The organism is Marinobacter maroccanus (assembly GCF_002933275.1).
Classification (GTDB): Bacteria; Pseudomonadota; Gammaproteobacteria; order Pseudomonadales; family Oleiphilaceae; genus Marinobacter; species Marinobacter maroccanus.
This window is the reverse complement of record NZ_PSSX01000002.1, coordinates 394073-414831: the sequence shown is the minus strand read 5'-3', so window position 1 is coordinate 414831 and position 20759 is coordinate 394073. Positions and strand designations below refer to the sequence as shown.

At 57.7% G+C, this 20759-nt stretch carries 21 protein-coding genes; 13 read left to right on the top strand and 8 right to left on the bottom strand.

Annotated features, from left to right (window positions below; genetic code table 11):
* Positions 1–29: 29 nt before the first annotated feature.
* The 13 genes from KEHDKFFH_RS04510 (at position 30) to KEHDKFFH_RS04450 (ending at position 12228) form a co-directional block, all read left to right on the top strand.
* Positions 30–1658 carry a CTP synthase gene (locus tag KEHDKFFH_RS04510; RefSeq protein ID WP_104320794.1) on the top strand — a complete coding sequence of 543 codons (1629 nt, stop codon included), beginning with the start codon at positions 30–32 and terminating at the stop codon, positions 1656–1658.
* A 2-nt stretch (positions 1659–1660) separates the two neighbouring features.
* Positions 1661–2506, top strand: a complete 846-nt coding sequence (gene kdsA / locus KEHDKFFH_RS04505; protein ID WP_104320793.1) for a 3-deoxy-8-phosphooctulonate synthase — start codon at positions 1661–1663, stop codon at positions 2504–2506.
* Positions 2507–2686: 180 nt separating this feature from the next.
* Entirely contained in the window at positions 2687–3982 is a 1296-nt protein-coding gene (gene eno, locus KEHDKFFH_RS04500) for a phosphopyruvate hydratase (protein ID WP_104320792.1), read from the top strand.
* A gap of 205 nt (positions 3983–4187) precedes the next feature.
* Positions 4188–4460 (top strand): septum formation initiator family protein, encoded by a 273-nt coding sequence (locus KEHDKFFH_RS04495; RefSeq protein WP_064230548.1) that lies wholly within the window; start codon positions 4188–4190, stop codon positions 4458–4460.
* A gap of 6 nt (positions 4461–4466) precedes the next feature.
* Positions 4467–5168, top strand: coding sequence for a 2-C-methyl-D-erythritol 4-phosphate cytidylyltransferase (gene ispD / locus KEHDKFFH_RS04490; protein ID WP_104320791.1), 702 nt, complete (start codon positions 4467–4469; stop codon positions 5166–5168).
* A 26-nt stretch (positions 5169–5194) separates the two neighbouring features.
* Positions 5195–5674: a 2-C-methyl-D-erythritol 2,4-cyclodiphosphate synthase gene (ispF, locus tag KEHDKFFH_RS04485; RefSeq protein ID WP_104320790.1), complete on the top strand. Its 480-nt coding sequence runs from the start codon at positions 5195–5197 to the stop codon at positions 5672–5674.
* Positions 5671–6720, top strand: a complete 1050-nt coding sequence (gene truD / locus KEHDKFFH_RS04480; RefSeq protein ID WP_104320789.1) for a tRNA pseudouridine(13) synthase TruD — start codon at positions 5671–5673, stop codon at positions 6718–6720. The genes ispF and truD overlap by 4 nt, the downstream gene beginning before the upstream one ends.
* Positions 6721–6731: 11 nt before the next feature.
* Positions 6732–7502 carry a 5'/3'-nucleotidase SurE gene (gene surE / locus KEHDKFFH_RS04475; protein WP_104320788.1) on the top strand — a complete coding sequence of 257 codons (771 nt, stop codon included), beginning with the start codon at positions 6732–6734 and terminating at the stop codon, positions 7500–7502.
* Entirely contained in the window at positions 7499–8155 is a 657-nt protein-coding gene (locus tag KEHDKFFH_RS04470; protein ID WP_104320787.1) for a protein-L-isoaspartate(D-aspartate) O-methyltransferase, read from the top strand. The genes surE and KEHDKFFH_RS04470 overlap by 4 nt, the downstream gene beginning before the upstream one ends.
* Before the next feature lie 2 nt (positions 8156–8157).
* Positions 8158–9147, top strand: a complete 990-nt coding sequence (locus KEHDKFFH_RS04465) for a polyprenyl-phosphate transporter (RefSeq protein ID WP_104320786.1) — start codon at positions 8158–8160, stop codon at positions 9145–9147.
* A gap of 210 nt (positions 9148–9357) precedes the next feature.
* Positions 9358–10245, top strand: coding sequence for a peptidoglycan DD-metalloendopeptidase family protein (locus KEHDKFFH_RS04460; protein WP_104320836.1), 888 nt, complete (start codon positions 9358–9360; stop codon positions 10243–10245).
* Between the two features lie 205 nt (positions 10246–10450).
* Positions 10451–11446, top strand: a complete 996-nt coding sequence (gene rpoS, locus KEHDKFFH_RS04455; protein WP_064230555.1) for an RNA polymerase sigma factor RpoS — start codon at positions 10451–10453, stop codon at positions 11444–11446.
* Positions 11447–11652: 206 nt separating this feature from the next.
* Positions 11653–12228 (top strand): chalcone isomerase family protein, encoded by a 576-nt coding sequence (locus tag KEHDKFFH_RS04450; RefSeq protein WP_104320785.1) that lies wholly within the window; start codon positions 11653–11655, stop codon positions 12226–12228.
* A 61-nt stretch (positions 12229–12289) separates the two neighbouring features.
* Here KEHDKFFH_RS04450 and nth read toward each other — a convergent pair whose 3' ends face one another.
* Genes nth through metG form a run of 8 tightly spaced genes read right to left on the bottom strand, consistent with a single transcriptional unit; the run spans position 12290 to position 20562 of the window.
* The gene (nth, locus tag KEHDKFFH_RS04445) at positions 12290–12928 is read right to left on the bottom strand and encodes an endonuclease III (protein WP_104320784.1); all 639 of its coding nucleotides are present in this window, start codon (positions 12926–12928) and stop codon (positions 12290–12292) included.
* A 28-nt stretch (positions 12929–12956) separates the two neighbouring features.
* Positions 12957–13673: an electron transport complex subunit E gene (locus KEHDKFFH_RS04440; RefSeq protein WP_104320783.1), complete on the bottom strand. Its 717-nt coding sequence runs from the start codon at positions 13671–13673 to the stop codon at positions 12957–12959.
* Between the two features lie 2 nt (positions 13674–13675).
* Entirely contained in the window at positions 13676–14377 is a 702-nt protein-coding gene (rsxG, locus tag KEHDKFFH_RS04435; protein ID WP_104320782.1) for an electron transport complex subunit RsxG, read from the bottom strand.
* A 2-nt stretch (positions 14378–14379) separates the two neighbouring features.
* The gene (gene rsxD, locus KEHDKFFH_RS04430) at positions 14380–15429 is read right to left on the bottom strand and encodes an electron transport complex subunit RsxD (RefSeq protein ID WP_104320781.1); all 1050 of its coding nucleotides are present in this window, start codon (positions 15427–15429) and stop codon (positions 14380–14382) included.
* Between the two features lie 21 nt (positions 15430–15450).
* Entirely contained in the window at positions 15451–17298 is a 1848-nt protein-coding gene (gene rsxC, locus KEHDKFFH_RS04425) for an electron transport complex subunit RsxC (protein ID WP_104320780.1), read from the bottom strand.
* Positions 17298–17876 carry an electron transport complex subunit RsxB gene (rsxB, locus tag KEHDKFFH_RS04420; protein ID WP_104320779.1) on the bottom strand — a complete coding sequence of 193 codons (579 nt, stop codon included), beginning with the start codon at positions 17874–17876 and terminating at the stop codon, positions 17298–17300. The genes rsxC and rsxB overlap by 1 nt, the downstream gene beginning before the upstream one ends.
* A gap of 29 nt (positions 17877–17905) precedes the next feature.
* On the bottom strand, positions 17906–18487 hold the full coding sequence (gene rsxA / locus KEHDKFFH_RS04415) for an electron transport complex subunit RsxA (protein WP_064230563.1): 582 nt from the start codon (positions 18485–18487) through the stop codon (positions 17906–17908).
* A gap of 44 nt (positions 18488–18531) precedes the next feature.
* Positions 18532–20562, bottom strand: a complete 2031-nt coding sequence (gene metG, locus KEHDKFFH_RS04410; RefSeq protein ID WP_104320778.1) for a methionine--tRNA ligase — start codon at positions 20560–20562, stop codon at positions 18532–18534.
* Positions 20563–20759: the final 197 nt, after the last annotated feature.

Sequence of the window (20759 nt, the reverse complement as noted above, 5' to 3'; positions counted from 1 at the left end):
TCACCGAACCAGACAATCACGGAATCTGCATGACGCGTTATATTTTCGTCACCGGCGGTGTCGTGTCCTCCTTGGGGAAAGGTATCGCATCAGCCTCACTGGCTGCGATCCTCGAGGCACGCGGCCTGAAGGTCACTATTCTCAAGCTGGACCCGTACATCAACGTGGACCCCGGCACCATGAGCCCGTTCCAGCACGGTGAGGTCTTTGTCACCGAGGATGGCGCGGAAACAGACCTCGATCTGGGCCACTATGAGCGCTTTATCCGCTCCCCGATGACTAAGCGCAACAACTTCACCACCGGCCGGGTTTACGAAGAAGTGATCCGCAAGGAGCGCCGTGGTGACTACCTGGGCGGAACCGTTCAGGTGATTCCCCACATCACCGATGAAATCAAGCGGCGGGTTGTTGAAGGTGCCGCCGGTGCCGATGTGGCACTGATCGAAATCGGTGGTACCGTGGGCGATATTGAATCCCTGCCGTTCCTCGAAGCCTGTCGTCAGCTGAAGGTGGAGGTGGGCCCCCAGCGTGCACTCTTCATGCACCTGACCCTGGTTCCGTATATTGCTACTGCTGGTGAGATCAAGACCAAGCCCACCCAGCATTCCGTCAAGGAAATGCGCTCTATCGGCCTGCAGCCGGATATCCTGCTGTGCCGCTCGGAGCATGAGGTAGACGCCAGTTCACGTCGCAAGATTGCCCTGTTCACCAACGTGGAAGAGCGGGCGGTGATTCCTCTCCAGGATGCCAAATCCATCTACGCCATCCCGCGCATGCTTTATGAGCATGGCCTGGATCAGCTGGTTATTGAGCGCTTCGGTCTGGATGCCCGTCCTGCGGATCTCAGCGAATGGGACAACGTTGTGGAATCGCTGATGAATCCCGAGCAGGAAGTGACTATTGCCATGGTTGGCAAGTACATGGAGCTTCTCGACGCCTACAAGTCCCTGATTGAATCCCTGCTGCACGCCGGCATCAAGACCCGCACCAAGGTCAATATCAACTACATCGACTCGGAAGACATCGAGCGTGATGGCACCGGTGCGCTGGCCAGCGCCGACGCGATTCTGGTGCCGGGCGGCTTTGGCGAACGGGGTGTGGAAGGCAAGATCCGCACAGTCCAGTATGCCCGTGAGAACAAGGTGCCTTACCTGGGTATCTGTCTGGGTATGCAGGTTGCAGTTATTGAGTACGCCCGCAACGTGGCAGGTCTGAAAGATGCCCACAGCACTGAATTCCGCGAGCATACGCCTGAGCCTGTGGTAGGCCTGATCACCGAATGGCTGGATTCCACCGGTGAGCGTGAAGAGCGCACTGAAGAGTCCGATCTCGGTGGGACCATGCGTCTTGGCGCCCAGGATTGCGTGCTGACCGAAGGTTCCACCATTGCCAACTGCTATGGCAAGAAAACCATTCGCGAGCGTCATCGGCACCGTTACGAGGTGAACAACCATTTCCTGCCGAGGTTGGAAGAGGCTGGTCTCCAGATTTCTGGTCGGTCGACCGATGGCCGCCTGGTGGAAGTTGTTGAGGCGCCGGACCACCCCTGGTTTGTTGCCTGTCAGTTCCATCCGGAATTTACCTCCACGCCCCGCGACGGCCACCCGCTGTTCAAGGGCTTTGTTGAGGCAGCACTGGCCTGCAAGAAAGGATCCTGAGTATGGCGCAGAGCACCGTAAACGTATCGGGAATCGACGTCGCCAACGACAAGCCGTTTGTGCTCTTTGGTGGAATGAACGTCCTCGAGTCGCCGGAACTGGCCATGGAAGTGGCCCAGGCCTATGTTGAAGCCGCCGGCAAGCTCGGTATCCCCTACGTTTTCAAGGCGTCTTTTGATAAAGCCAACCGGTCGTCTGTGAATTCCTTTCGTGGCCCCGGCCTTGAGAAAGGTCTTCAGATACTGGCGGACATCAAGAGCAAGTTCGGTGTGCCCATCATCTCGGACGTTCACGAGCCAGCCCAGGCCACTCCGGCGGCCGAGGTCTGCGACATCATCCAGCTGCCGGCCTTTCTGAGCCGTCAGACCGATCTGGTGGTCGCCATGGCGAAAACAGGCGCGGTGATCAACATCAAGAAGGCCCAGTTCCTCGCTCCCCAGGAAATGAAGCACATCATCACCAAGTGCGAGGAAGCCGGCAACGACAAGGTGATCCTGTGTGAGCGGGGCAGCAGCTTCGGTTACAACAATCTGGTCGTCGACATGCTGGGCTTTGGCATTATGAAAGCCATGAACGTGCCGGTGATGTTCGATGTGACCCACTCCCTGCAGATGCCGGGCGGACGAGCCGATTCCGCCGGCGGCCGCAGGGCCCAGGTGACGGATCTGGCTTTAGCAGGTATGTCCCAGGGCCTGGCTGGCCTGTTCCTCGAGGCCCATCCGGACCCGGACAAGGCCAAATGCGATGGTCCCTGCGCTCTGCGGCTCAGCCAGTTGGAGCCCTTCCTGCAGCGGGTGAAAGCTGTGGATGATCTGGTAAAAAGCTTTAAACCTATCGACACCGCCTGATTGGCGGTGTTGGCGTTTTACGCGGACTATGGGAGCGAGCGGGAACGGCCCTGCGAAAATGTAGAGGGCCATGGATGGCCCGAAACAAGCGCACATGGATGTGCTTGTAGCGGTTTTCGCAGGGCCGTTCCCGCTCGCTCTGACTCCCAAATTTGAACATGAACTTGGAGACAGAGAAGAATGACCAAGATTGCCAACATCAAGGGCCGTGAGGTTCTGGATTCCCGCGGTAACCCGACAGTAGAAGCCGACGTTATCCTCGAAGACGGCACCGTCGGTAGCGCCTGCGCGCCGTCAGGTGCGTCTACCGGTTCCCGGGAAGCGCTGGAACTGCGTGACGGTGACGCCTCCCGTTACCTTGGCAAAGGTGTTCTGAAGGCCGTAGAAGCCGTGAACAGCAAGATTCGTGATGCACTGGTAGGCAAAGATGCAGCGGATCAGCGCACTCTGGATCAGATCATGCTGGATCTAGATGGTACCGAGAACAAGGCGAACCTGGGCGCCAATGCAATTCTGGCGGTTTCCCTTGCTGCGGCCAAGGCAGCGGCAATCTCCCTGGGTAAGCCGTTGTATGCGCACATTGCCGACATCAATGGCACCTCCGGCAAGTTCTCCATGCCGGTACCGATGATGAACATTCTGAACGGTGGCGAGCATGCGGATAACAATGTTGATATCCAGGAGTTCATGGTTCAGCCGGTTTCCGCCAAAAGCTTCTCTGAAGCTCTGCGTGTTGGCGCGGAGATTTTCCACAGCCTGAAGAAAGTGCTGAAGGCCCAGGGCCTGAACACGGCGGTGGGTGATGAGGGCGGTTTTGCCCCGAACCTGCCATCCAACGAAGCCGCGCTGGCGGTGATTCAGGAAGCGGTCGAGAAGGCCGGTTACAAGCTCGGTACCGATGTGACCCTGGCTCTGGACTGTGCGTCTTCCGAATTCTACAAAGATGGGCAGTATCAGCTGTCCGGTGAAGGCAAGAGTTTCGATTCCGAAGGCTTTGCCGACTACCTGGCAGGTTTGTGCGAGCGTTACCCGATCGTCTCCATCGAGGACGGTATGGATGAAAGCGACTGGGATGGCTGGAAAGTGCTGACCGACAAACTCGGTAGCAAGGTGCAGCTGGTGGGCGACGATCTGTTCGTTACCAACACCAAGATCCTCAAGCAGGGTATCGAGAAGGGTGTGGGTAACTCCATTCTGATCAAGTTCAACCAGATTGGCAGCCTGAGCGAAACCCTGGATGCCATCAAAATGGCCCAGGAAGCCGGCTTCACCGCCGTGATTTCCCATCGCTCCGGCGAAACCGAGGACACCACCATTGCGGATCTGGCGGTGGCCACCTGTGCCGGCCAGATCAAGACTGGTTCCCTGTGCCGCTCTGATCGTGTTGCAAAGTACAACCAGCTACTGCGCATTGAAGAGGCTCTGGACGGCAAGGCGCCGTATCGCGGCCTGAGCGAGATCAAGGGGCAGGGCTGATCGACTGATCTGACCGGTTCTGGCAAAGTGTCAGGCCGGCAATCGGCGAAAAACTGTTAAGGCCATCGTGTTCCGGGTGAAAACCTGGATGCGATGGCCTTTTTGTACAGGCAGTTAGAAGAATTTGTTGCTAATCTACTCTAAGGTCTATACTCAACGTCCGGCGTTGGTATTTTGAATGATTGAATTTTGAACGGAATCGGCAATGAAGTTGCTCTGGACCATAATGGTGGTTGTGATTCTCCTGCTGCAGGTGCGCCTGTGGGTCGGGGAGGGCAGCTTTGCGCAGGTATGGGCACTCGAGCAGTCCATCGCCGAGCAACGTGAAGAAAATGCCGAACTGGCTACCCGCAATGAACGTCTCTATGCCGAAGTCAGGAATCTGCGTAACGAGCAGGGCGCCGTTGAGGAACGGGCCAGAATGAACCTCGGCCTGATAAGAGAAGACGAGACCTTTTTCCTGGTTGTTGAAAACTGATTGTCTATGCCTGCTCCAAGACTCTGGCTGATTGTTCCTGCCGCCGGCATCGGCCAGCGTATGCAGGCTGAGCAACCGAAACAGTATCTTCGGATCGACCAACGTTTCATTCTCGATATCACCCTTTCCCGACTGATGGATTCCGCGCCTTTTTCCGGTTGCATGGTGCCATTGCATCCGGCCGACCATTGGTGGCCGGATACCGTCGCCAGCGGCGATAGCCGAATCCAGACCTGCACCGGCGGTTCCGAGAGGGCAGGCTCGGTGTTGTCGGCACTGCATGCCATGGCGGAACAGGTCAGTGATGATGACTGGGTTCTGGTTCACGATGCGGCACGGCCATGTCTTCATACCCGGGATCTGTCCAATCTTATTGACCAACTCTACAACCACCCTGTCGGGGGGCTCCTGGCTTCGCCAGTGGCGGACACCATCAAGAGCGCTGGCACCGGCGAGCTGCCGGAGGTTTCCGGCACGGTGGATCGCACAAATCTGTGGCGGGCACTAACGCCCCAGATGTTTCGCTATCGTATTCTGGTGGAGTCCCTGGAAGCGGCCCTTGCCAGGGAACTTCCGGTGACTGATGAGTCCTCTGCCGTGGAGTTTTCCGGTAACATGCCGGTGCTGGTAGAAGGGCGGCCGGACAATATCAAGATCACCGTACCCGCGGATCTGGCACTCGCAGGCTTTATTCTTAGCCGGTTCTGAACGTTCGGAGTTTTCCGGAGCACATTATGCGTATTGGTCAGGGCTTTGATGTCCATGCCTTCTGTGAAGGCGATTCTGTGATTATTGGCGGCGTAAGCATTCCCCATTCCCATGGGCTGAAGGCCCATTCCGATGGTGATGTCCTGCTGCATGCGCTGGCAGATGCGCTGCTGGGCGCCGCAGCACTTGGCGACATCGGACATTTTTTCCCGGACACCAGTGATGAGTGGGCGGGTGCCGACAGCCGCGATCTTCTGCGTCGGGTCATTAGCCGTGTTCGCGACGAAGGTTTCAACGTGGTGAATGTAGATACCACCATCATCGCTCAGGCTCCGAAAATGGCGCCTCACATTGATGCCATTCGTCTAAATATTGCGGAAGACTTGGGCGTGTCCGCCAGTCGTGTGAGCGTAAAAGCCACTACCACGGAAAAACTGGGTTTTACAGGGCGGGGTGAAGGCATTGCCTGCCAGGCCATCTGCCTGCTTGAACCGGTGGATTCGTGAGTCAATGGCGTCTTGACTGGCCCACATCTGGCGGTGGCCGTATTGCTTCTGGTCGTTTAAAGACAACGCCCGGCGATTTCATTGTCGACGAGTTACTGGAATTTCTGGAAAGCGGCTCTGATGTCGAGGCAGACGCAACTCCGGGAAGTGGAGAACATCTCTGCCTGAAACTGGAGAAAGTGGGCGATAACACGGAGTATGTCGCTCGCGAACTGGCCAGAATGGCGGATTGTCGGAACTTTGATGTCGGCTTTTGCGGTCTCAAGGATCGGCATGCGGTAACACGTCAATGGTTCAGTCTCTATCGACCAGGGTGTGAAGCCCAGGACGCCTCGTTGATTGAGGATATTGCCGCTCGCTGGCCCGTTCTGGCGGCCTCCCGACAGGCGCGGAAATTACGTCGAGGAGAGCACAAGGGCAATGGCTTTATTGTCACCCTGCGGGCTGTTACCGGGGAGCACGAGGTCATTGATCGTGCCCTGGCGCGTCTGGCAGATATTGGCGCTCCCAATTACTTTGGTCCCCAGCGGTTCGGCAACGGCGGCGCAAACCTTGACCGGGCGGTGCACCTGGATCCCGCCACCCTGAACCGTCGGAGCCGATCTGGCGGAAAAGGCCGCGGCGGCAAAAAGCGTGCTGGCAGCGACGGCTCGAAAAACGTATTGTATTTTTCGGCGGCGCGCTCATGGCTGTTCAACGAGGTACTCGCAGCTCGGGTAGAAGATGGTAGCTGGGCTGAGGCAGGGGCGACAGGGCCCCTTTGGGGTGACGGCGGCACGACCGCTTCCGGGCCACTGGAAACTCTTGAGCGGGACATTGTTGCGCAAACCCCGGGTCTGGCGAGCCTGTTCTCGGTCACCCGGATGAAACCGGAGCGACGGCCCCTGGCGGTGAAGCCCGAGAGGCTCTCCTGGCAGTGGCTGGCTGACGACAGCCTGGAACTGACGTTTGTTCTGTCACCCGGCCAGTACGCCACAACGATTTTGAGTGATATTTTCGAGCTTGAGGACATGAGCCTCAGCCGACATAACGAACAACAAGGCTAGCGGAGAACACTGTGCGTATTCTGTTGTCGAACGATGACGGCGTTCATTCACCGGGACTTATCGCCCTGTTTGAGGGATTGAAGGGCCTGGGTGAGCTGGAGGTCGTGGCCCCCGATCGGGATCACAGCGGTGCCAGCAACGCCCTGACCCTCAATCGCCCCCTCACTGTGGAAGAGCATCCAAACGGTTTCCGTTCCGTGGATGGGACGCCGACAGATTGTGTTCATCTGGCGGTCAACGGGCTGTTCAAAGAGCCATTCGACAGGGTGGTTTCCGGGATAAACACCCATGCCAACCTGGGCGATGACATTATCTATTCAGGTACCGTTGCCGCAGCCACCGAAGGGCGTCACCTTGGCCTTCCGGCCATCGCCGTTTCCCTGGTTAACGATGGCCACTTTCACTACGAAACAGCTGCCCGGGTGATCCGGATGCTCCTCGAAAACGAGCGCCCCCTGGCGCTTGGGCCGCGCTCCATTCTTAATGTGAATGTCCCGGACGTACCCTGGGAGGAGCTGGCTGGAATCCGGGTAACCCGCCTGGGCCATCGGGAGCGGGCCGAAGGCGCGGTTCCAATGACCTGTCCCCGCGGTAGGGAACGCTACTGGATCGGGGCCGCCGGTGTGGGCGGTGATGCAGGTCCGGGTACGGATTTCAACGCCGTCCGCGAAGGCTATGTCTCGGTGACTCCGGTACATATCGACATGACCCGGCATGAGGCGCTGTCCCGGCTCCGGGACTGGGTCGACACCCTGGAGGATTCGCTGGAGGGCCGGGGATGACCGCTCAGCTCGAAGGCATCGGGATGACCTCCCGACGCACCCGGATGCGACTGGTCCAGCGCCTCAGGGAAGCCGGCATCGAATCGGACCGGGTACTTGAGATTATGGGGGAGGTGCCACGGCACATCTTCCTGGATGAGGCCCTGTCCCATCGCGCTTATGAAGATACATCCCTGCCGATCGGCTATGGTCAGACCCTGTCCCAGCCCTACATTGTGGCGCGGATGACGGAATTGATGCTGGCCCATGGGCCGGCACGGGTGTTGGAGCTGGGAACCGGATCAGGCTACCAGACCGCGGTGCTCTCCCGTCTCTTTTCCGAAATCTACAGCGTTGAGCGTATCAAGGCGCTGCAGGATCGGGCCCGGGACCGATTGCGCCAGTTGAGCGCCAGAAACGTGTTCCTGAAACACGCTGACGGTGGCATGGGCTGGCCTGAGCGCGGCCCTTTCGACGGCATTATCGTGACCGCTGCGCCAATTGAAGTTCCCGGCGAATTGCTCGCTCAGCTGGCCGACGGTGGCATTCTGATTGCGCCAGTGGGCGAAGAGAATCAGGTATTGGTGGAGGTTACCCGCAGGGGCGATCGTTTCGATCACAAGGAGCTGGAACCGGTCCGGTTTGTCCCGCTCCTGGGCGGGGTTGTCCGATAGTTATGGTTGACTCTGCAGTACTCAGCTCCGACGTAGATAGCGAAACCGCCCGTAACCATCATCCTGCAGCAGTATTTCTGCGGGGCATTGCAATGGGAGCCGCTGATATCGTTCCGGGTGTGTCCGGAGGCACCATCGCATTCATAACCGGTATCTATTTCCGGCTGCTGGAGGCGATCAACGCTGTTCCCGGAGCGGTCTTTCGCCAGCTGTTTCGGGGCCAGTTCAGGGCTTTCTGGAACGCCGTCGATGGAACCTTTCTGGTCTGTCTGCTGGCGGGCATTCTGACCAGTATTGCCACTCTGGCTTCAGCCATCAGCTACTTGCTGGTGGCGTATCCGATCCTGATCTGGAGCTTTTTCTTTGGCTTGATTGTCGCCTCGGTGTGGCATGTGGGGCGTCAGGTCCGGCGTTATACGCCCACATTACTGATTCCGCTGCTGGTAGGGATTGCTATCGCCTGGTGGGTAACCACCCTTTCCGCCAGCGAGGTCTCGCCTTCCGCTCTGGCATTTTTCGGCGCCGGCGCCCTTGCCATCTGTGCCATGATTCTTCCCGGCATCTCGGGCAGTTTCATCTTGGTGATTATTGGTATGTATGCGCCCGTGCTGGCGGCGATCAAATCGTTCGAGGTGGGCATTCTGTTGCTGTTTATGGCAGGTTGCGTGGTGGGCCTGTTATCCATCGCCCGCCTGATCACCTGGGCGTTTCATCATTTCCATGATCTGGTGCTCGCTTTGCTGACCGGCTTCATGATCGGCGCGCTCAACAAGGTCTGGCCCTGGAAAGAAACACTCAGTTGGCGGGAAAACAGCTCTGGTGAAAAAGTGCCCCTGAATGAGGCAAGTATCTGGCCCTGGACCTTCGCGGAACAGGCAGGGCAGGACCCCAAGTTGCTTTTCGCCGTGCTTATGGCACTGGCTGGTTTCGGTCTGGTTCTGCTTGTGGAATGGATTGGTTCCAGGCGCGGATATGTCTCATCGTCGACGTAAATCGGGGCGATTGTGGTGCCAGGGTGTTACCTAACGCACAAAATGGGTGTTTCGTGGGGTAACAAGGATGGCTGGGGAGTAACTTGGCTTCCTGCGAGAAATGTGCAATATATTAGCAAGTTACTATAAAAAGTTTAGAAACTGCTTCGACAACCAAAATGGTTTATACGGATTTTTCATAACTGGGCCAGTTTTATTCCTGTGAGATTTTTGCGTGGGCTAGTCAATGCCGTTTTACCGGTGTCCCCGCGGTTCCTTTCCGGTGCCTCTGAATCCTCTCGCCCTGCGGAAAAAACGCCGACCAGTCTTTTGATTCTCCTCCCTCTGATTGCCATGCTGCTTTTGTCTGGCTGCAATACCCCCGCGCTCTACCAGGATGATATATACAATCCCCCGGTCTACTGGGGCCGGCACGTCGTCCAGCCTGGCGAAACCCTTTACAGCATAGCCTGGCGGTATGGTCGGGACTATCGGGAGCTGGGTGATGCCAACGGGATTGGTCCACCCTGGAACCTCAAGGCAGGGCAGGTGCTTCGCCTGGATCTTCGTGGAAATGTAACCTCCGGCAGTCAGACTACTACTGCCAGCAAACCGGCGACCTCGGCCACCAGAACGCCGAGCCGGGCTTCGCCGCCCAAGCAGACAGCTGCCACGGCACCAAAACCTGCGGTCACCAGGGCGCCTAGTAAGGGTGCGCCGCTGGCTTCCCAGACCCAGACCGTGGCTCGAATCGAATGGCGCTGGCCTCACGTTGGCACTGTAATTGCTGGATATTCAACATCCGGAAAAGTCAATAAAGGTATTGATATTGCCGGGCAAGCCGGGGATGCTGTAAGGGCTGCGGCCACCGGGAATGTGGTCTATGCCGGCAACGGGTTGCTTGGATACGGCAATCTGATTATCGTGAATCATAATGAGCACTATTTAAGTGCTTACGCTCACAACCGGAAGATTCTGGTGCAGGAAGGGGAGGATGTGAAAGCCGGGCAGGTGATCGCAGAGCTCGGTAGCAGTGGCGCTGAACGACCCATGTTGCATTTTGAGATTCGCAAAAACGGCAATCCGGTTGACCCAGTCCATTATTTGCCACCGCGCTAATAAATAACGCAGTCAGCAGGCTGCGCAGATCCCACACGCCGGCACTGACAAAAAACCGCGTTCGCAAGAAAAACAAAAACGGTATAAGGCCACTACAGGCCGACCAACAAAATGTCCTGAAGAAAAAGCACGAATACAAAGACGTCCGCAATAAAAAGAAGTATCGGACGAACATCCAGGATTATTGAGAGGCGGGGCAAGACAAATGTCAGCAGAGCAAGAAGACATCATCATTGATCGCGTGTCGGACATGGACGATGCCGAGGATCAACTGTTAGCTGAAGAGAAAGTCGATAAAGAGGCCACCGAAGAAGTGGCTGAAGTCGAAGAGGATTTTCCCACCCAGGGACGTTATTTCACCAGTCAAAAACAGCTGGATGCCACTCAGCTGTATCTCAACGAAATCGGTTTCTCACCACTCCTGACGCCGGAAGAAGAGGTCTACTTTGCCCGCCTGGCGCGCAAGGGAGAGGAGTCCGGCCGCAAGCGCATGATCGAGAGCAATCTTCGTCTTGTAGTCAAGATTGCCCGTCGCTACGTGAATCGGGGCCTGACGCTGCTGGACCTGATTGAGGAGGGCAACCTAGGTTTGATCCGGGCGGTTGAGAAGTTTGATCCGGAGCGTGGCTTCCGCTTCTCCACTTACGCCACTTGGTGGATTCGCCAGACCATTGAGCGGGCCATCATGAACCAGACCCGCACCATCCGTCTGCCGATTCATGTGGTTAAGGAACTCAACCTCTACCTGCGTGCGGCGCGGGAACTGACCCAGAAACTGGATCATGAGCCGTCGGCCGAAGAAATCGCTAGAATGGTCGACAAGCCGGTAGCTGATGTGAAGCGCATGCTTGGTCTGAATGAGCGTGTTGCGTCGATGGATACGCCAATCGGTACCGGTGGCGAAAAGTCGCTTTTGGATACCGTAGCCGATGAGGGAGCGTCAGATCCGGCGGATCTCCTGCAGGACAACAACATGTGTTCCTGCCTGGAAAAGTGGATCGATCAGCTCAGTGACAAGCAGCAGGAAGTTCTGTCACGGCGGTTTGGTCTTCGGGGCTATCCGGTCAGTACGCTTGAGGAAGTGGGGCAGGAAATCGGTCTTACCCGTGAACGCGTGCGGCAGATTCAGGTCGAGGCGCTTCGTCGCCTTCGGGAAATTCTGGAGAAGGAAGGCTTGTCCGGAAACCTGTTGTTCAAGTAATACCCGTTTGATCTTCCGATCGAAAAGCCGGCCAGGATATTCCTGGCCGGCTTTTTTGTGTTTCAGGATCGCTGCAAATGAGAACCAGGTTGCGCACTGGCTGCCAGCCTCATTGATAGAATGCTGTGACCGGGCGGGGATAAGGGTGTCGAAACCCGGTGCACGAATGAAACACGTCAATAATAACGATCGAAAAGGAAAGGACTATGAAGAAGGCTCTTACAACCGGCTTTGCCTCCGTGCTGATGACAGCCCTGCTGTCGGCACCGGCAGCTGCGATCACCGTGGAAGGTGTTGATGTCCCGGATACCTATTCAGCCATGGATACCGAACTGAAGCTTAATGGCGCAGGTACCCGTTCCAAGTGGTTCATGGATCTGTATGTCGGAGGCCTGTACGTCCCCGAGACCATCGACGATGGTGAGGCAGTGATCAACGCGGATGAACCCCAGGTGATTACTCTACATATCATTTCCGGCATGATTACCAGCGAACGCATGACCGAGGCGACACTGGAGGGTTTCGAAGCCTCCACCGACGGTGATATGGCGTCTATCCAGGAAGATGTGGATCAGTTCATGGCGGTGTTCCAGGAAGAGATCACCGAGGGTGACGTTTTTGATCTGGTGTATCTGCCGGGAGAAGGTGTCCGGGTCCTCAAGAATGGCGAGCACAAGGACACCGTTGGCGACATGGCCTTCAAAAAGGCCCTGTTTGGAATCTGGCTATCCGACAAGCCGGCTCAGAAGGATCTGAAAGAGAAAATGCTTGGCCAGCGATAACTGGACCCTGCTTCTTGAAAGCGAAAAGCCGGCAAAATGCCGGCTTTTTTACGCCCTGAATTCAAAGATAATCCCGTTTCTGCTTGAATTCGCAAAGATCTTCGATGATACAGGCGCCGCATTTTGGTTTACGGGCAGTGCAGGTATAACGTCCATGCAGAATCAGCCAGTGGTGCGCGTCCAGCAGGAACTCTTTTGGCACCAGGCGCATCAACCGGTTCTCCACTTCGAGAACGTTCTTGCCCGGGGCGATGCCGGTGCGGTTCGACACGCGATAGATATGGGTGTCCACCGCCATTGCCATGTGGCCGAACGCGGTATTCAGCACCACATTTGCGGTTTTGCGACCGACACCTGGTAATGCCTCAAGATCTTCCCGGCGTTCCGGTACCTGGCCATCGTGTTTGTCAATCAGAATGCGACAGGTCTTGATCACGTTCTCGGCCTTGCTGTTAAACAGGCCAATGGTTTTGATGTATTCCTTGAGGCCGTCAACCCCCAGGGCGAGGATGGCCTCTGGCGTGTTGGCTACCGGGAACAGCTTGTCCGTTGCCTTGTTGACACCCACATCCGTGGCCTGGGCCGATAGGATAACCGCAATCAGCAGCTCGAACGGGCTGGAATAGTTCAGCTCCGTGGTCGGGTTGGGATTGGCCTCCCGGAGACGGGTGAAGATCTCACTACGTTTCTGTTTGTTCATCAGCTCTCAGTTTTCTGCAACCAGGGGATCAGGAAACGTTCCCGGTAACCCGGACCCGCCTGCTGCCCGCTGCCACGGGTGCTGGTTCATTGGCTTTGCGGCGTTCTTCCAGGTGATTGTCGATCCCGTTCTTGAGGGCGATCAGCAGGCCGAGGCCCACAAACGCGCCTGGCGGAAGAATCATGAACAGCATGTCCGGGTAATTGTCGAACGGGCGTACCACCCAGTCAGCGGCAACGGGGCCGAGCAGCAGGTGCATGTCGACAAACAGAGTGCCCTGTCCGATGAGTTCCCGCAGGCCGCCCAGAACCACCAGAACCGCCAGAAAACCGAGGCCCATCATGGCACCGTCCAACAGTGCCGGGAGCGGTGGATTCCTCGAGGCGAAGGCGTCGGCCCGGCCCAGAATGGCACAGTTGGTGACGATCAACGGGATGAAAATGCCAAGAATCAGGTACAGCTCATAGGTAAAGGCCTGCATCAGGAGCTCGGCGCAGGTCACGAACGAGGCGATGATCATCACAAATGCGGGCAGACGCACGGATTCGCTCACGAAATTGCGAATCAGCGAGACTGCGAGATTGGATCCCATGAGCACCATGAGTGTGGCCAGACCCAGCCCGATGGCGTTGACAACGGTACTGGTCACGGCCAGAAGAGGGCAGAGCCCAAGCACCTGGACGAGGGCAGGGTTGTTGTCCCAGAGCCCGTCCCGGACGATTTCGCTGGATGATTTGGTTGCCATGATCAGGAATGCTCCGTATTGGACGATTCGCCGGCAATCGCTTCAGGGTTCAGGATGGTGTCTCTCGGTGACGGCTCTTCATTAAGCCGCTCCCGGATAATCTGACGATTTTCCCGGAAGTAGATCAGTGCCTTCTGAACAGCTTTTACCACAGCCCTTGGCGTGATGGTGGCGCCAGTGAACTGATCGAATTCTCCGCCATTCTTTTTGACGTTCCACTCCCGATGCGGGGGCTTGCCCAGAGAGCGGCCATCAAAGCTCTTGATCCAGTCGGATTTCCGGGTCTCGATCTGGTCTCCCAGCCCCGGGGTTTCTTTATGATTGGTTACCCGGACCCCGAGAATGGTTCCCTGCATGTCCACGCCCACCAGCAGGTGTATTTTTCCGGAGTACCCGTCCGGGGCCACCACTGGCATGATCATGCCAATGGGGCGTTCGTCCTGTCTCGCCACCCAGACGGTCAGAGGGCCGGGTTGCGCGAGCCGCTCGCTGGCGGGTAGCTGCACAGTGTCCCGGAGCAGGTCGTTGTTGTGCCGGCTTTCCGGAATGATTTCATAGAGGGCCTGGGCCTCGGCACGGGCCGCCTGCTCACGAATGCGCTCTTCGGTAGCCACCTGGGTTACGGCGATGGTGCCACCGGTGATCACGGCAAACAAGCCGAGGCCGATGGCGCTGCGACGGATGGACTGTGCAACTGCAGCCATGATTATCCCTGACTCCCCGGTACACCCCTGCGGGCCTTGTGATGCCCATATGTCCGCGGGGGTGTGTAATGATCGATGAAGGGTACCGCAAAATTCATCAGCAAAACGCTGAACGCCACGGCGTCCGGATAATTGCCCCAGGTGCGGATCAGGTAGATCAGGATGCCAATCCCGGCCCCGTAGATCAGTTTGCCCTGGTGGCTGGTAGCGGCAGATACCGGATCGGTGGCGATAAAGAACGCACCCAACATGGTTCCGCCCGCCAGTAGATGCAGGGAGAGCGGCGAGTAGAGATCGGCATTGTTGCCAAAAGCCAGGCTCATCACGATCAGACCGCCAAGAAACCCAGCCGGAATATGCCAGCTGATAATGCGCAGGCCGATGAGCAGCAGGCCCCCGGCGAGGAACGCCGCATTCACCCATTCCCAGCCCTTGGCAACACCTTCACCAAAGGTCGGGTGGTTGAGAACCTCGGCCGCGGTATGGGTGGTGATCTTGTGTTTGTATTCATCAAGCGGGGTTGCCATGGTCCAGCCGTCAACCGCTGTTTGCTGGCCGGAGGCAATGGTCGCCAGGGTCTCGCCAAAGCCCGGTGCACCGTCCCAGAGCATGGCGGGTTCCGCCCAGTTGGTTGTCATGGCCACCGGAAATGAGACCAGAACCAGGGCGTAGCCCACCATGGCGGGGTTGAACGGATTTGAGCCCAGCCCGCCATACAGCTGCTTGGCAACAACGATGGCTGAAATCACCGCGACGGCTGAGACCCACCAGGGCGCAAACTGAGGCAGTGACAGGCCCAGCAGAAGGCCGGTGACGGCGGCGGTGTTGTCTTTGATAAAGAATGCGACTGGCTTCTTTCTGAGCTTGAGCAGGGCAGCTTCGGAGGCAATGGCAACGGCGATACAGAAGACCACATTGATCAGGTTGCCCCAGCCAAAAAACAGCGTCTGGGCCAACAGGCCAGGCAAGGCCGCAATAAGTACCCACAACATCACGCGGGACGTTGGCCGGGCACTGTGTGCGTGGGGCGATGACTGCTGAACGAATGCCATGGGTGTGGTGCCTGATCTCGGTTAGTGGGTTGGCTGGGATTCAGTTAAACCGGCGGCCAGCTTCTCTCTGGCTTCAGACAGTGCCTCTTCAGCCCGTTGTACCCGGTCGTGGTTCTTGGCCACGGCCCGCTCCAGCTTTTCTACGTTGTCTGCCTGCTGGGCTTTGGCGTAATCCAGCATGCCCTGCATGGTGTCCAGTTTCGACTGAGCCTGGCTCAGCTGCTTTTCGAGGGCCTCAATATCCGGTTTTTGCTCTGCAGGCGGGGCACTGGGGGCCGGCGCCGCACTGGAGCCAGGTGGCTGAGATGCCTCGGCCTTTGCTTTCTTGCGGGCCAGGGCCTGTTCAACCAGGGCTGACTTGGCGGCCCGCTCATCGACGGCCTCACCCTCGTCTGTAGCTTTTTCCGCTTCGGCCTGCTTCTTGGCCGCCGCGTCGGCAGCGGCCTTTGCGCGCTCCTTGCGCCTGAGCTCTTTCTCCTGCTGCTCACGCTCAAGGCGGGCCTGGCGGGCTTCGAACCTTTCGCGGGCCCGGTCTGCCTTCAGCTGCTCCGCCTGTTGTGCACGGATCTCGCCCTTGGCGAATCGATAGTACTGAACCAGTGGAATGGAACTTGGGCACACGTAGGAACAGGCCCCGCATTCAATACAGTCAAACAGGTTCAGGTGCTCCGCCTTTTCAAATTCGGTGGCCTTGGCGTGCCAGAACAGCTGTTGTGGCAATAGCTCCATCGGGCAGGCTTCGGCGCACTGTCCACAGCGAATGCAGGGCTGCTCCGGCGGTGGTGCCGGTAATTCAGTGGCCGTCGCGGCGATCACGCAGTTGGTAGTTTTGATTACCGGGACTGCTTCTGTTGTCAGCGTGTAGCCCATCATGGGGCCGCCAAGGACCAGGCGGCTGACCGCGTCCTGGTTGATACCGGCCTGCTCCAGCAAATGCTCAATCGGCGTGCCAATAAGGGCTTCGAAATTGCCCGGTTCCCGAACGGCTTCCCCGGTGATGGTAACCACACGGGAGATAAGCGGTGTTCCCTCAAAGACCGCCTGTGCCACGGCCACGGCAGTGCCGATGTTCTGGCACATCACGCCAATATCGGCCGGAATGCCGCCGCTGGGTACTTCCATTCCGGTCAGTATCTGGATCAGCTGCTTCTCACCACCCGAGGGGTACTTGGTCGGCACAACGGCTATTTCGGTCTGGGTGCCTTCGGTGGCTTTTCGAAGTGCGGCAATGGCCTCGGGCTTGTTGTCCTCAATCCCGATCACGCAACGCTCGGGGCGCAGAATCCAGGCCATGATTTTCAGGCCGGCAACCACCTCGTCGGCCTTTTCCCGCATGGTCATGTCGTCAGCGGTGATGTAGGGCTCGCATTCGGCACCGTTAAGGATGAGCGTGCTTACCTTGCGGTCCCGCGGTGGCCGGAGTTTGATGTTGGTGGGAAAGCCGGCGCCACCCATGCCGGAAATACCGGCATCATGGATAATTTGCAGAACCTCGTCGCGCTCCAGAGAACGATAATCCGCCACTGGGCTGCGCAGGCACCATTGGTCCTCGCCGTCCGGTTTCAGGGTGATGCACCGGTCCGCCATACCTGAGGGATGGGGGACCGGGAAGTCGGCAATGCTTTCGATTACGCCGGATGTCGGTGCATGAACGGGAACGCCTATGCCGGTTTTAACGTCGGCAATTTTCTGGCCCTTCAAAACCCGCTCACCCACCTCAACAATGGCTTCGGCTGGATCGCCGATGTGCTGCTGAAGTGGCAGGATCAGGTAGTCTGGCACGCCGGCGTTGCGAATCGGACGGGCTGTCGAGATGTCTTTGTGTTCCGGAGGATGGATACCGCCGGAGAAGTCCCAGAGTTGAGTCATCAGGCGCTGGCTCCCTGGCGATCGGTGGCAATGAGTCCGGATTTGGGTGGTGTCCAGGTCCACGTGCGAATATCCGGTTCCACTGTCACCATGTCGATACAGTCTACCGGGCAGGGATCAACGCACAGATCACAGCCGGTGCATTCGCTCTCAATGACTGTGTGCATGTGTTTGGCGGCACCCAGAATGGCATCCACGGGGCAGGCCTGGATGCACTTGGTGCAACCGATGCACTCGTCTTCGCGAATAATGGCAACCCTTTTGACCTGCTCAACGCCATGCTCGGCATCCAATGGTTCCGGCTCCACATCCAGCAGGTCTGCCAGCGCCTTGATAGTGGACTCGCCACCTGGCGGACACTTGTTGATGGGGCCGCCTTCGGCAATGGATTCGGCATAGGGCCGACACCCGGGATAGCCGCATTGGCCGCACTGGGTCTGGGGCAGAAGGGCATCGATCTGGTCGACCAGGGGGTTGCCTTCCACCTTGAATCGTTCGGCGGCAAATCCGAGCAGGCCGCCGAAAACAACGGCAAGGGCCAGAAGAACCACAACGGCAACAAGAACGCTTGTCCACATAACCTGTTACTCCTAATCCTGCCAGCCGGTCAAACGCTGACCAGGCCGCCAAAGCCCAGGAAAGCCAGAGCCATCAGCCCGGCCGTAACCAGACCGATGGCAGCACCGCGAAAGGCAACTGGCACGTCGGCCACGGCGATGCGCTCACGCATGGCCGCGAACAGCACCAGAACCATGGAAAAGCCCGCTGCTGCGCCAAATCCGTACAGAACCGACTCAACAAAGTTGTTGTTCTTGTTGATGTTCAGAAGGGCAACGCCGAGCACCGCGCAGTTCGTGGTGATCAGCGGAAGGAAAATACCCAGCACCCGATAAAGCAACGGGCTTGTCTTACGAACCACCATCTCGGTGAACTGGACCACCACGGCAATCACTAGAATGAACGTGATGGTTCTCAGAAACGCCAGATCCAGCGGTTCAAGCAGGTAAGTGTAGGCAAGGTAGCTGCACACCGATGCCAGGGTCAGCACGAACGTGGTAGCCAGCGACATACCCATGGCCGTTTCCAGCTTGCTGGATACGCCCATGAACGGGCACAGGCCCAAGAACTGAACCAGTACAAAATTGTTCACCAGAATGGTGCTGACCAGAATCAGCAGATATTCGGTCATTTACCTTGCTCCATTGGACCCCTGCCAGCGTTGCCCGGCCGCCCTTACATAATCCGCATGCCGGGGGTGGCGCCGGAATCCGGGGACAGGATAAAGATATCCTTGCCACCGGGGCCTGCCGCCAGAACCATGCCCTCGGACATCCCGAACTTCATTTTCCGCGGTTTGAGGTTGGCCACCATGACCGTCAGGCGCCCCTCAAGATCTTCCGGCTTGTAGGCTGACTTGATACCAGCAAACACGTTGCGCTCGCCATGCCCTACGTCAAGGGTGAGGCGAAGGAGTTTGTCGGCACCTTCCACGTGCTCGGCTTTGACAATTTTAACGACGCGAAGATCCACTTTCGCGAAATCGCCAAATTCTATTTCATCCGCGATGGGCTCAAGATTGGCAGCAGGTGCCGGTTTGCCAGTCGCTGCAGGCAACTCCTCCTTGGAGGCATCAAGCATTTTCTCGATCTGGGCCATGTCCACACGGTTCATCAGCGGCTTGAACTTGTTGATGCCGTGGTTTTCCAGGCGCTCGCTACGATGGTTCCAGTCCAGCGGCGCATTCAGGAACGCCTCGGAAGCCTTGGCGGTCTCTGGCAGTACCGGTGCCAGATAGGTCATCAGAAGATGGAACATGTTGATGGCGTTGGTGCAGATGGCCTGAAGATTCTCGTCCTGGCCTTCCTGCTTGGCGATCACCCACGGCTGCTCATCATTGACATACTGGTTGGCAATGTCGGCCAGCTCCATGATCCGGCGCATCGCGCGGCCAAATTCGCGGGTCTCGTAGAATTCCTCGATTTCCTTGCCGGCCTCGATGAATTCCTTCAGTTTGGCGTGCTCGGTCACCTCGCCAAGCTGGCCGTCGAAGCGCTTGGTAATGAAACCGGCACTGCGGCTGGCAATGTTGACCACCTTGCCCACCAGATCCGAGTTCACCCGGGCCGCAAAGTCTTCCAGGTTCAGGTCCATGTCATCCACGCTGCCGGTCAGCTTGGCGGCGAAGTAGTAGCGCAGGTATTCCGGGTTCAGATGGTCCAGGTAGGTGCGGGCCATGATAAACGTACCGCGGGACTTGGACATCTTCTTGCCGTTGACGGTGACAAAGCCGTGGGCCCAGACCGCCGTCGGCGTACGGAAGCCGGCATCGTGAAGCATGGACGGCCAGAACAGGGCGTGGAAGTTGATGATGTCCTTGCCGATGAAGTGGTAGACCTCGGCCTCAGAATCCGCTTTCCAGAAGTGCTCGAAATCGATGCCTTCACGGTTGCACAGGTTCTTGAAGCTGGCCAGGTAGCCGATCGGCGCGTCCAGCCACACGTAGAAGTACTTGCCGGGCGCATCCGGAATTTCGAAACCGAAGTAGGGCGCATCACGGCTGATGTCCCATTCCTGGAGGCCTGCGTCCAGCCATTCCGCCAGCTTGTTGGCCACCTGGGGCTGAAGCGTGCCGCTGCGGGTCCACTTGGCGAGGAAGTCGTGGAAGTCCGGCAATTTGAAGAAATAGTGTTCTGACTCTTTCTCGATAGGCGTCGCACCGGAGACCGCCGAACGGGGGTTGATGAGTTCGGCAGGCGTGTAGGTAGCGCCACAGGCCTCGCAGTTATCCCCGTACTGGTCCTCGGCCTTGCACTTGGGGCAGGTGCCCTTGATGAACCGGTCCGCCAGGAACATGTCCTTTTCCGGGTCGTAGGACTGGGTGATCTTGCGTGTGGCAATGTGCCCGTTTTCCTGAAGCTGACGGTAGATGTACTCCGAGAACTGACGGTTCTCCTCGGAGTGAGTGGTGTAATAGTTGTCAAAGCGGATATGGAACCCGGCGAAATCTTCCTGGTGCTCCTCGCGGATCCGGTCGATCAGCTGCTCGGAGGTAATACCTTCCCGCTCGGCGCGGAGCATGATCGCAGTGCCATGGGCATCATCGGCGCAGACGTAGTAACAGTTCTGGCCCCGCATCTTCTGGTAGCGCGCCCAGATATCGGTCTGAATGTATTCCAGCAGGTGCCCGAGATGGATAGGGCCGTTGGCGTACGGCAGGGCGCTGGTAACCAGAATATCGCGCTGTTGCTTGCTCGCTTGCGTCATGGTGATGTCCGAACCTTATGTTGACACGGGTTGGAAAGACAAAACGGGGACTGGCGGCTGTCTAGATTGATTGCGCCAGGTAAAGACCCCATATGGTCAGAAACGGGCACAGATGATACCTTCCGAGCAGATATTTTTCACCCGAATCACCTGTTTCCGTGCTTAAAATCGAGCATGAGCTTATTCCGGAGAACCCG

What these genes read in the sequence shown, in the direction of transcription:
- KEHDKFFH_RS04440 (WP_104320783.1), bottom strand. Translation starts at nt 13,673, where the DNA reads ATGGCAACCAAATCATCCAGCGAAATCGTCCGGGACGGGCTCTGGGAC.
- rpoS (WP_064230555.1), top strand. Translation starts at nt 10,451, where the DNA reads ATGTCAGCAGAGCAAGAAGACATCATCATTGATCGCGTGTCGGACATG.
- rsxG (WP_104320782.1), bottom strand. Translation starts at nt 14,377, where the DNA reads ATGGCTGCAGTTGCACAGTCCATCCGTCGCAGCGCCATCGGCCTCGGC.
- ispD (WP_104320791.1), top strand. Translation starts at nt 4,467, where the DNA reads ATGCCTGCTCCAAGACTCTGGCTGATTGTTCCTGCCGCCGGCATCGGC.
- rsxA (WP_064230563.1), bottom strand. Translation starts at nt 18,487, where the DNA reads ATGACCGAATATCTGCTGATTCTGGTCAGCACCATTCTGGTGAACAAT.
- eno (WP_104320792.1), top strand. Translation starts at nt 2,687, where the DNA reads ATGACCAAGATTGCCAACATCAAGGGCCGTGAGGTTCTGGATTCCCGC.
- ispF (WP_104320790.1), top strand. Translation starts at nt 5,195, where the DNA reads ATGCGTATTGGTCAGGGCTTTGATGTCCATGCCTTCTGTGAAGGCGAT.
- rsxB (WP_104320779.1), bottom strand. Translation starts at nt 17,876, where the DNA reads ATGTGGACAAGCGTTCTTGTTGCCGTTGTGGTTCTTCTGGCCCTTGCC.
- KEHDKFFH_RS04450 (WP_104320785.1), top strand. Translation starts at nt 11,653, where the DNA reads ATGAAGAAGGCTCTTACAACCGGCTTTGCCTCCGTGCTGATGACAGCC.
- KEHDKFFH_RS04495 (WP_064230548.1), top strand. Translation starts at nt 4,188, where the DNA reads ATGAAGTTGCTCTGGACCATAATGGTGGTTGTGATTCTCCTGCTGCAG.
- KEHDKFFH_RS04465 (WP_104320786.1), top strand. Translation starts at nt 8,158, where the DNA reads ATGGTTGACTCTGCAGTACTCAGCTCCGACGTAGATAGCGAAACCGCC.
- kdsA (WP_104320793.1), top strand. Translation starts at nt 1,661, where the DNA reads ATGGCGCAGAGCACCGTAAACGTATCGGGAATCGACGTCGCCAACGAC.
- rsxD (WP_104320781.1), bottom strand. Translation starts at nt 15,429, where the DNA reads ATGGCATTCGTTCAGCAGTCATCGCCCCACGCACACAGTGCCCGGCCA.
- nth (WP_104320784.1), bottom strand. Translation starts at nt 12,928, where the DNA reads ATGAACAAACAGAAACGTAGTGAGATCTTCACCCGTCTCCGGGAGGCC.
- KEHDKFFH_RS04470 (WP_104320787.1), top strand. Translation starts at nt 7,499, where the DNA reads ATGACCGCTCAGCTCGAAGGCATCGGGATGACCTCCCGACGCACCCGG.
- rsxC (WP_104320780.1), bottom strand. Translation starts at nt 17,298, where the DNA reads ATGACTCAACTCTGGGACTTCTCCGGCGGTATCCATCCTCCGGAACAC.
- KEHDKFFH_RS04510 (WP_104320794.1), top strand. Translation starts at nt 30, where the DNA reads ATGACGCGTTATATTTTCGTCACCGGCGGTGTCGTGTCCTCCTTGGGG.
- metG (WP_104320778.1), bottom strand. Translation starts at nt 20,562, where the DNA reads ATGACGCAAGCGAGCAAGCAACAGCGCGATATTCTGGTTACCAGCGCC.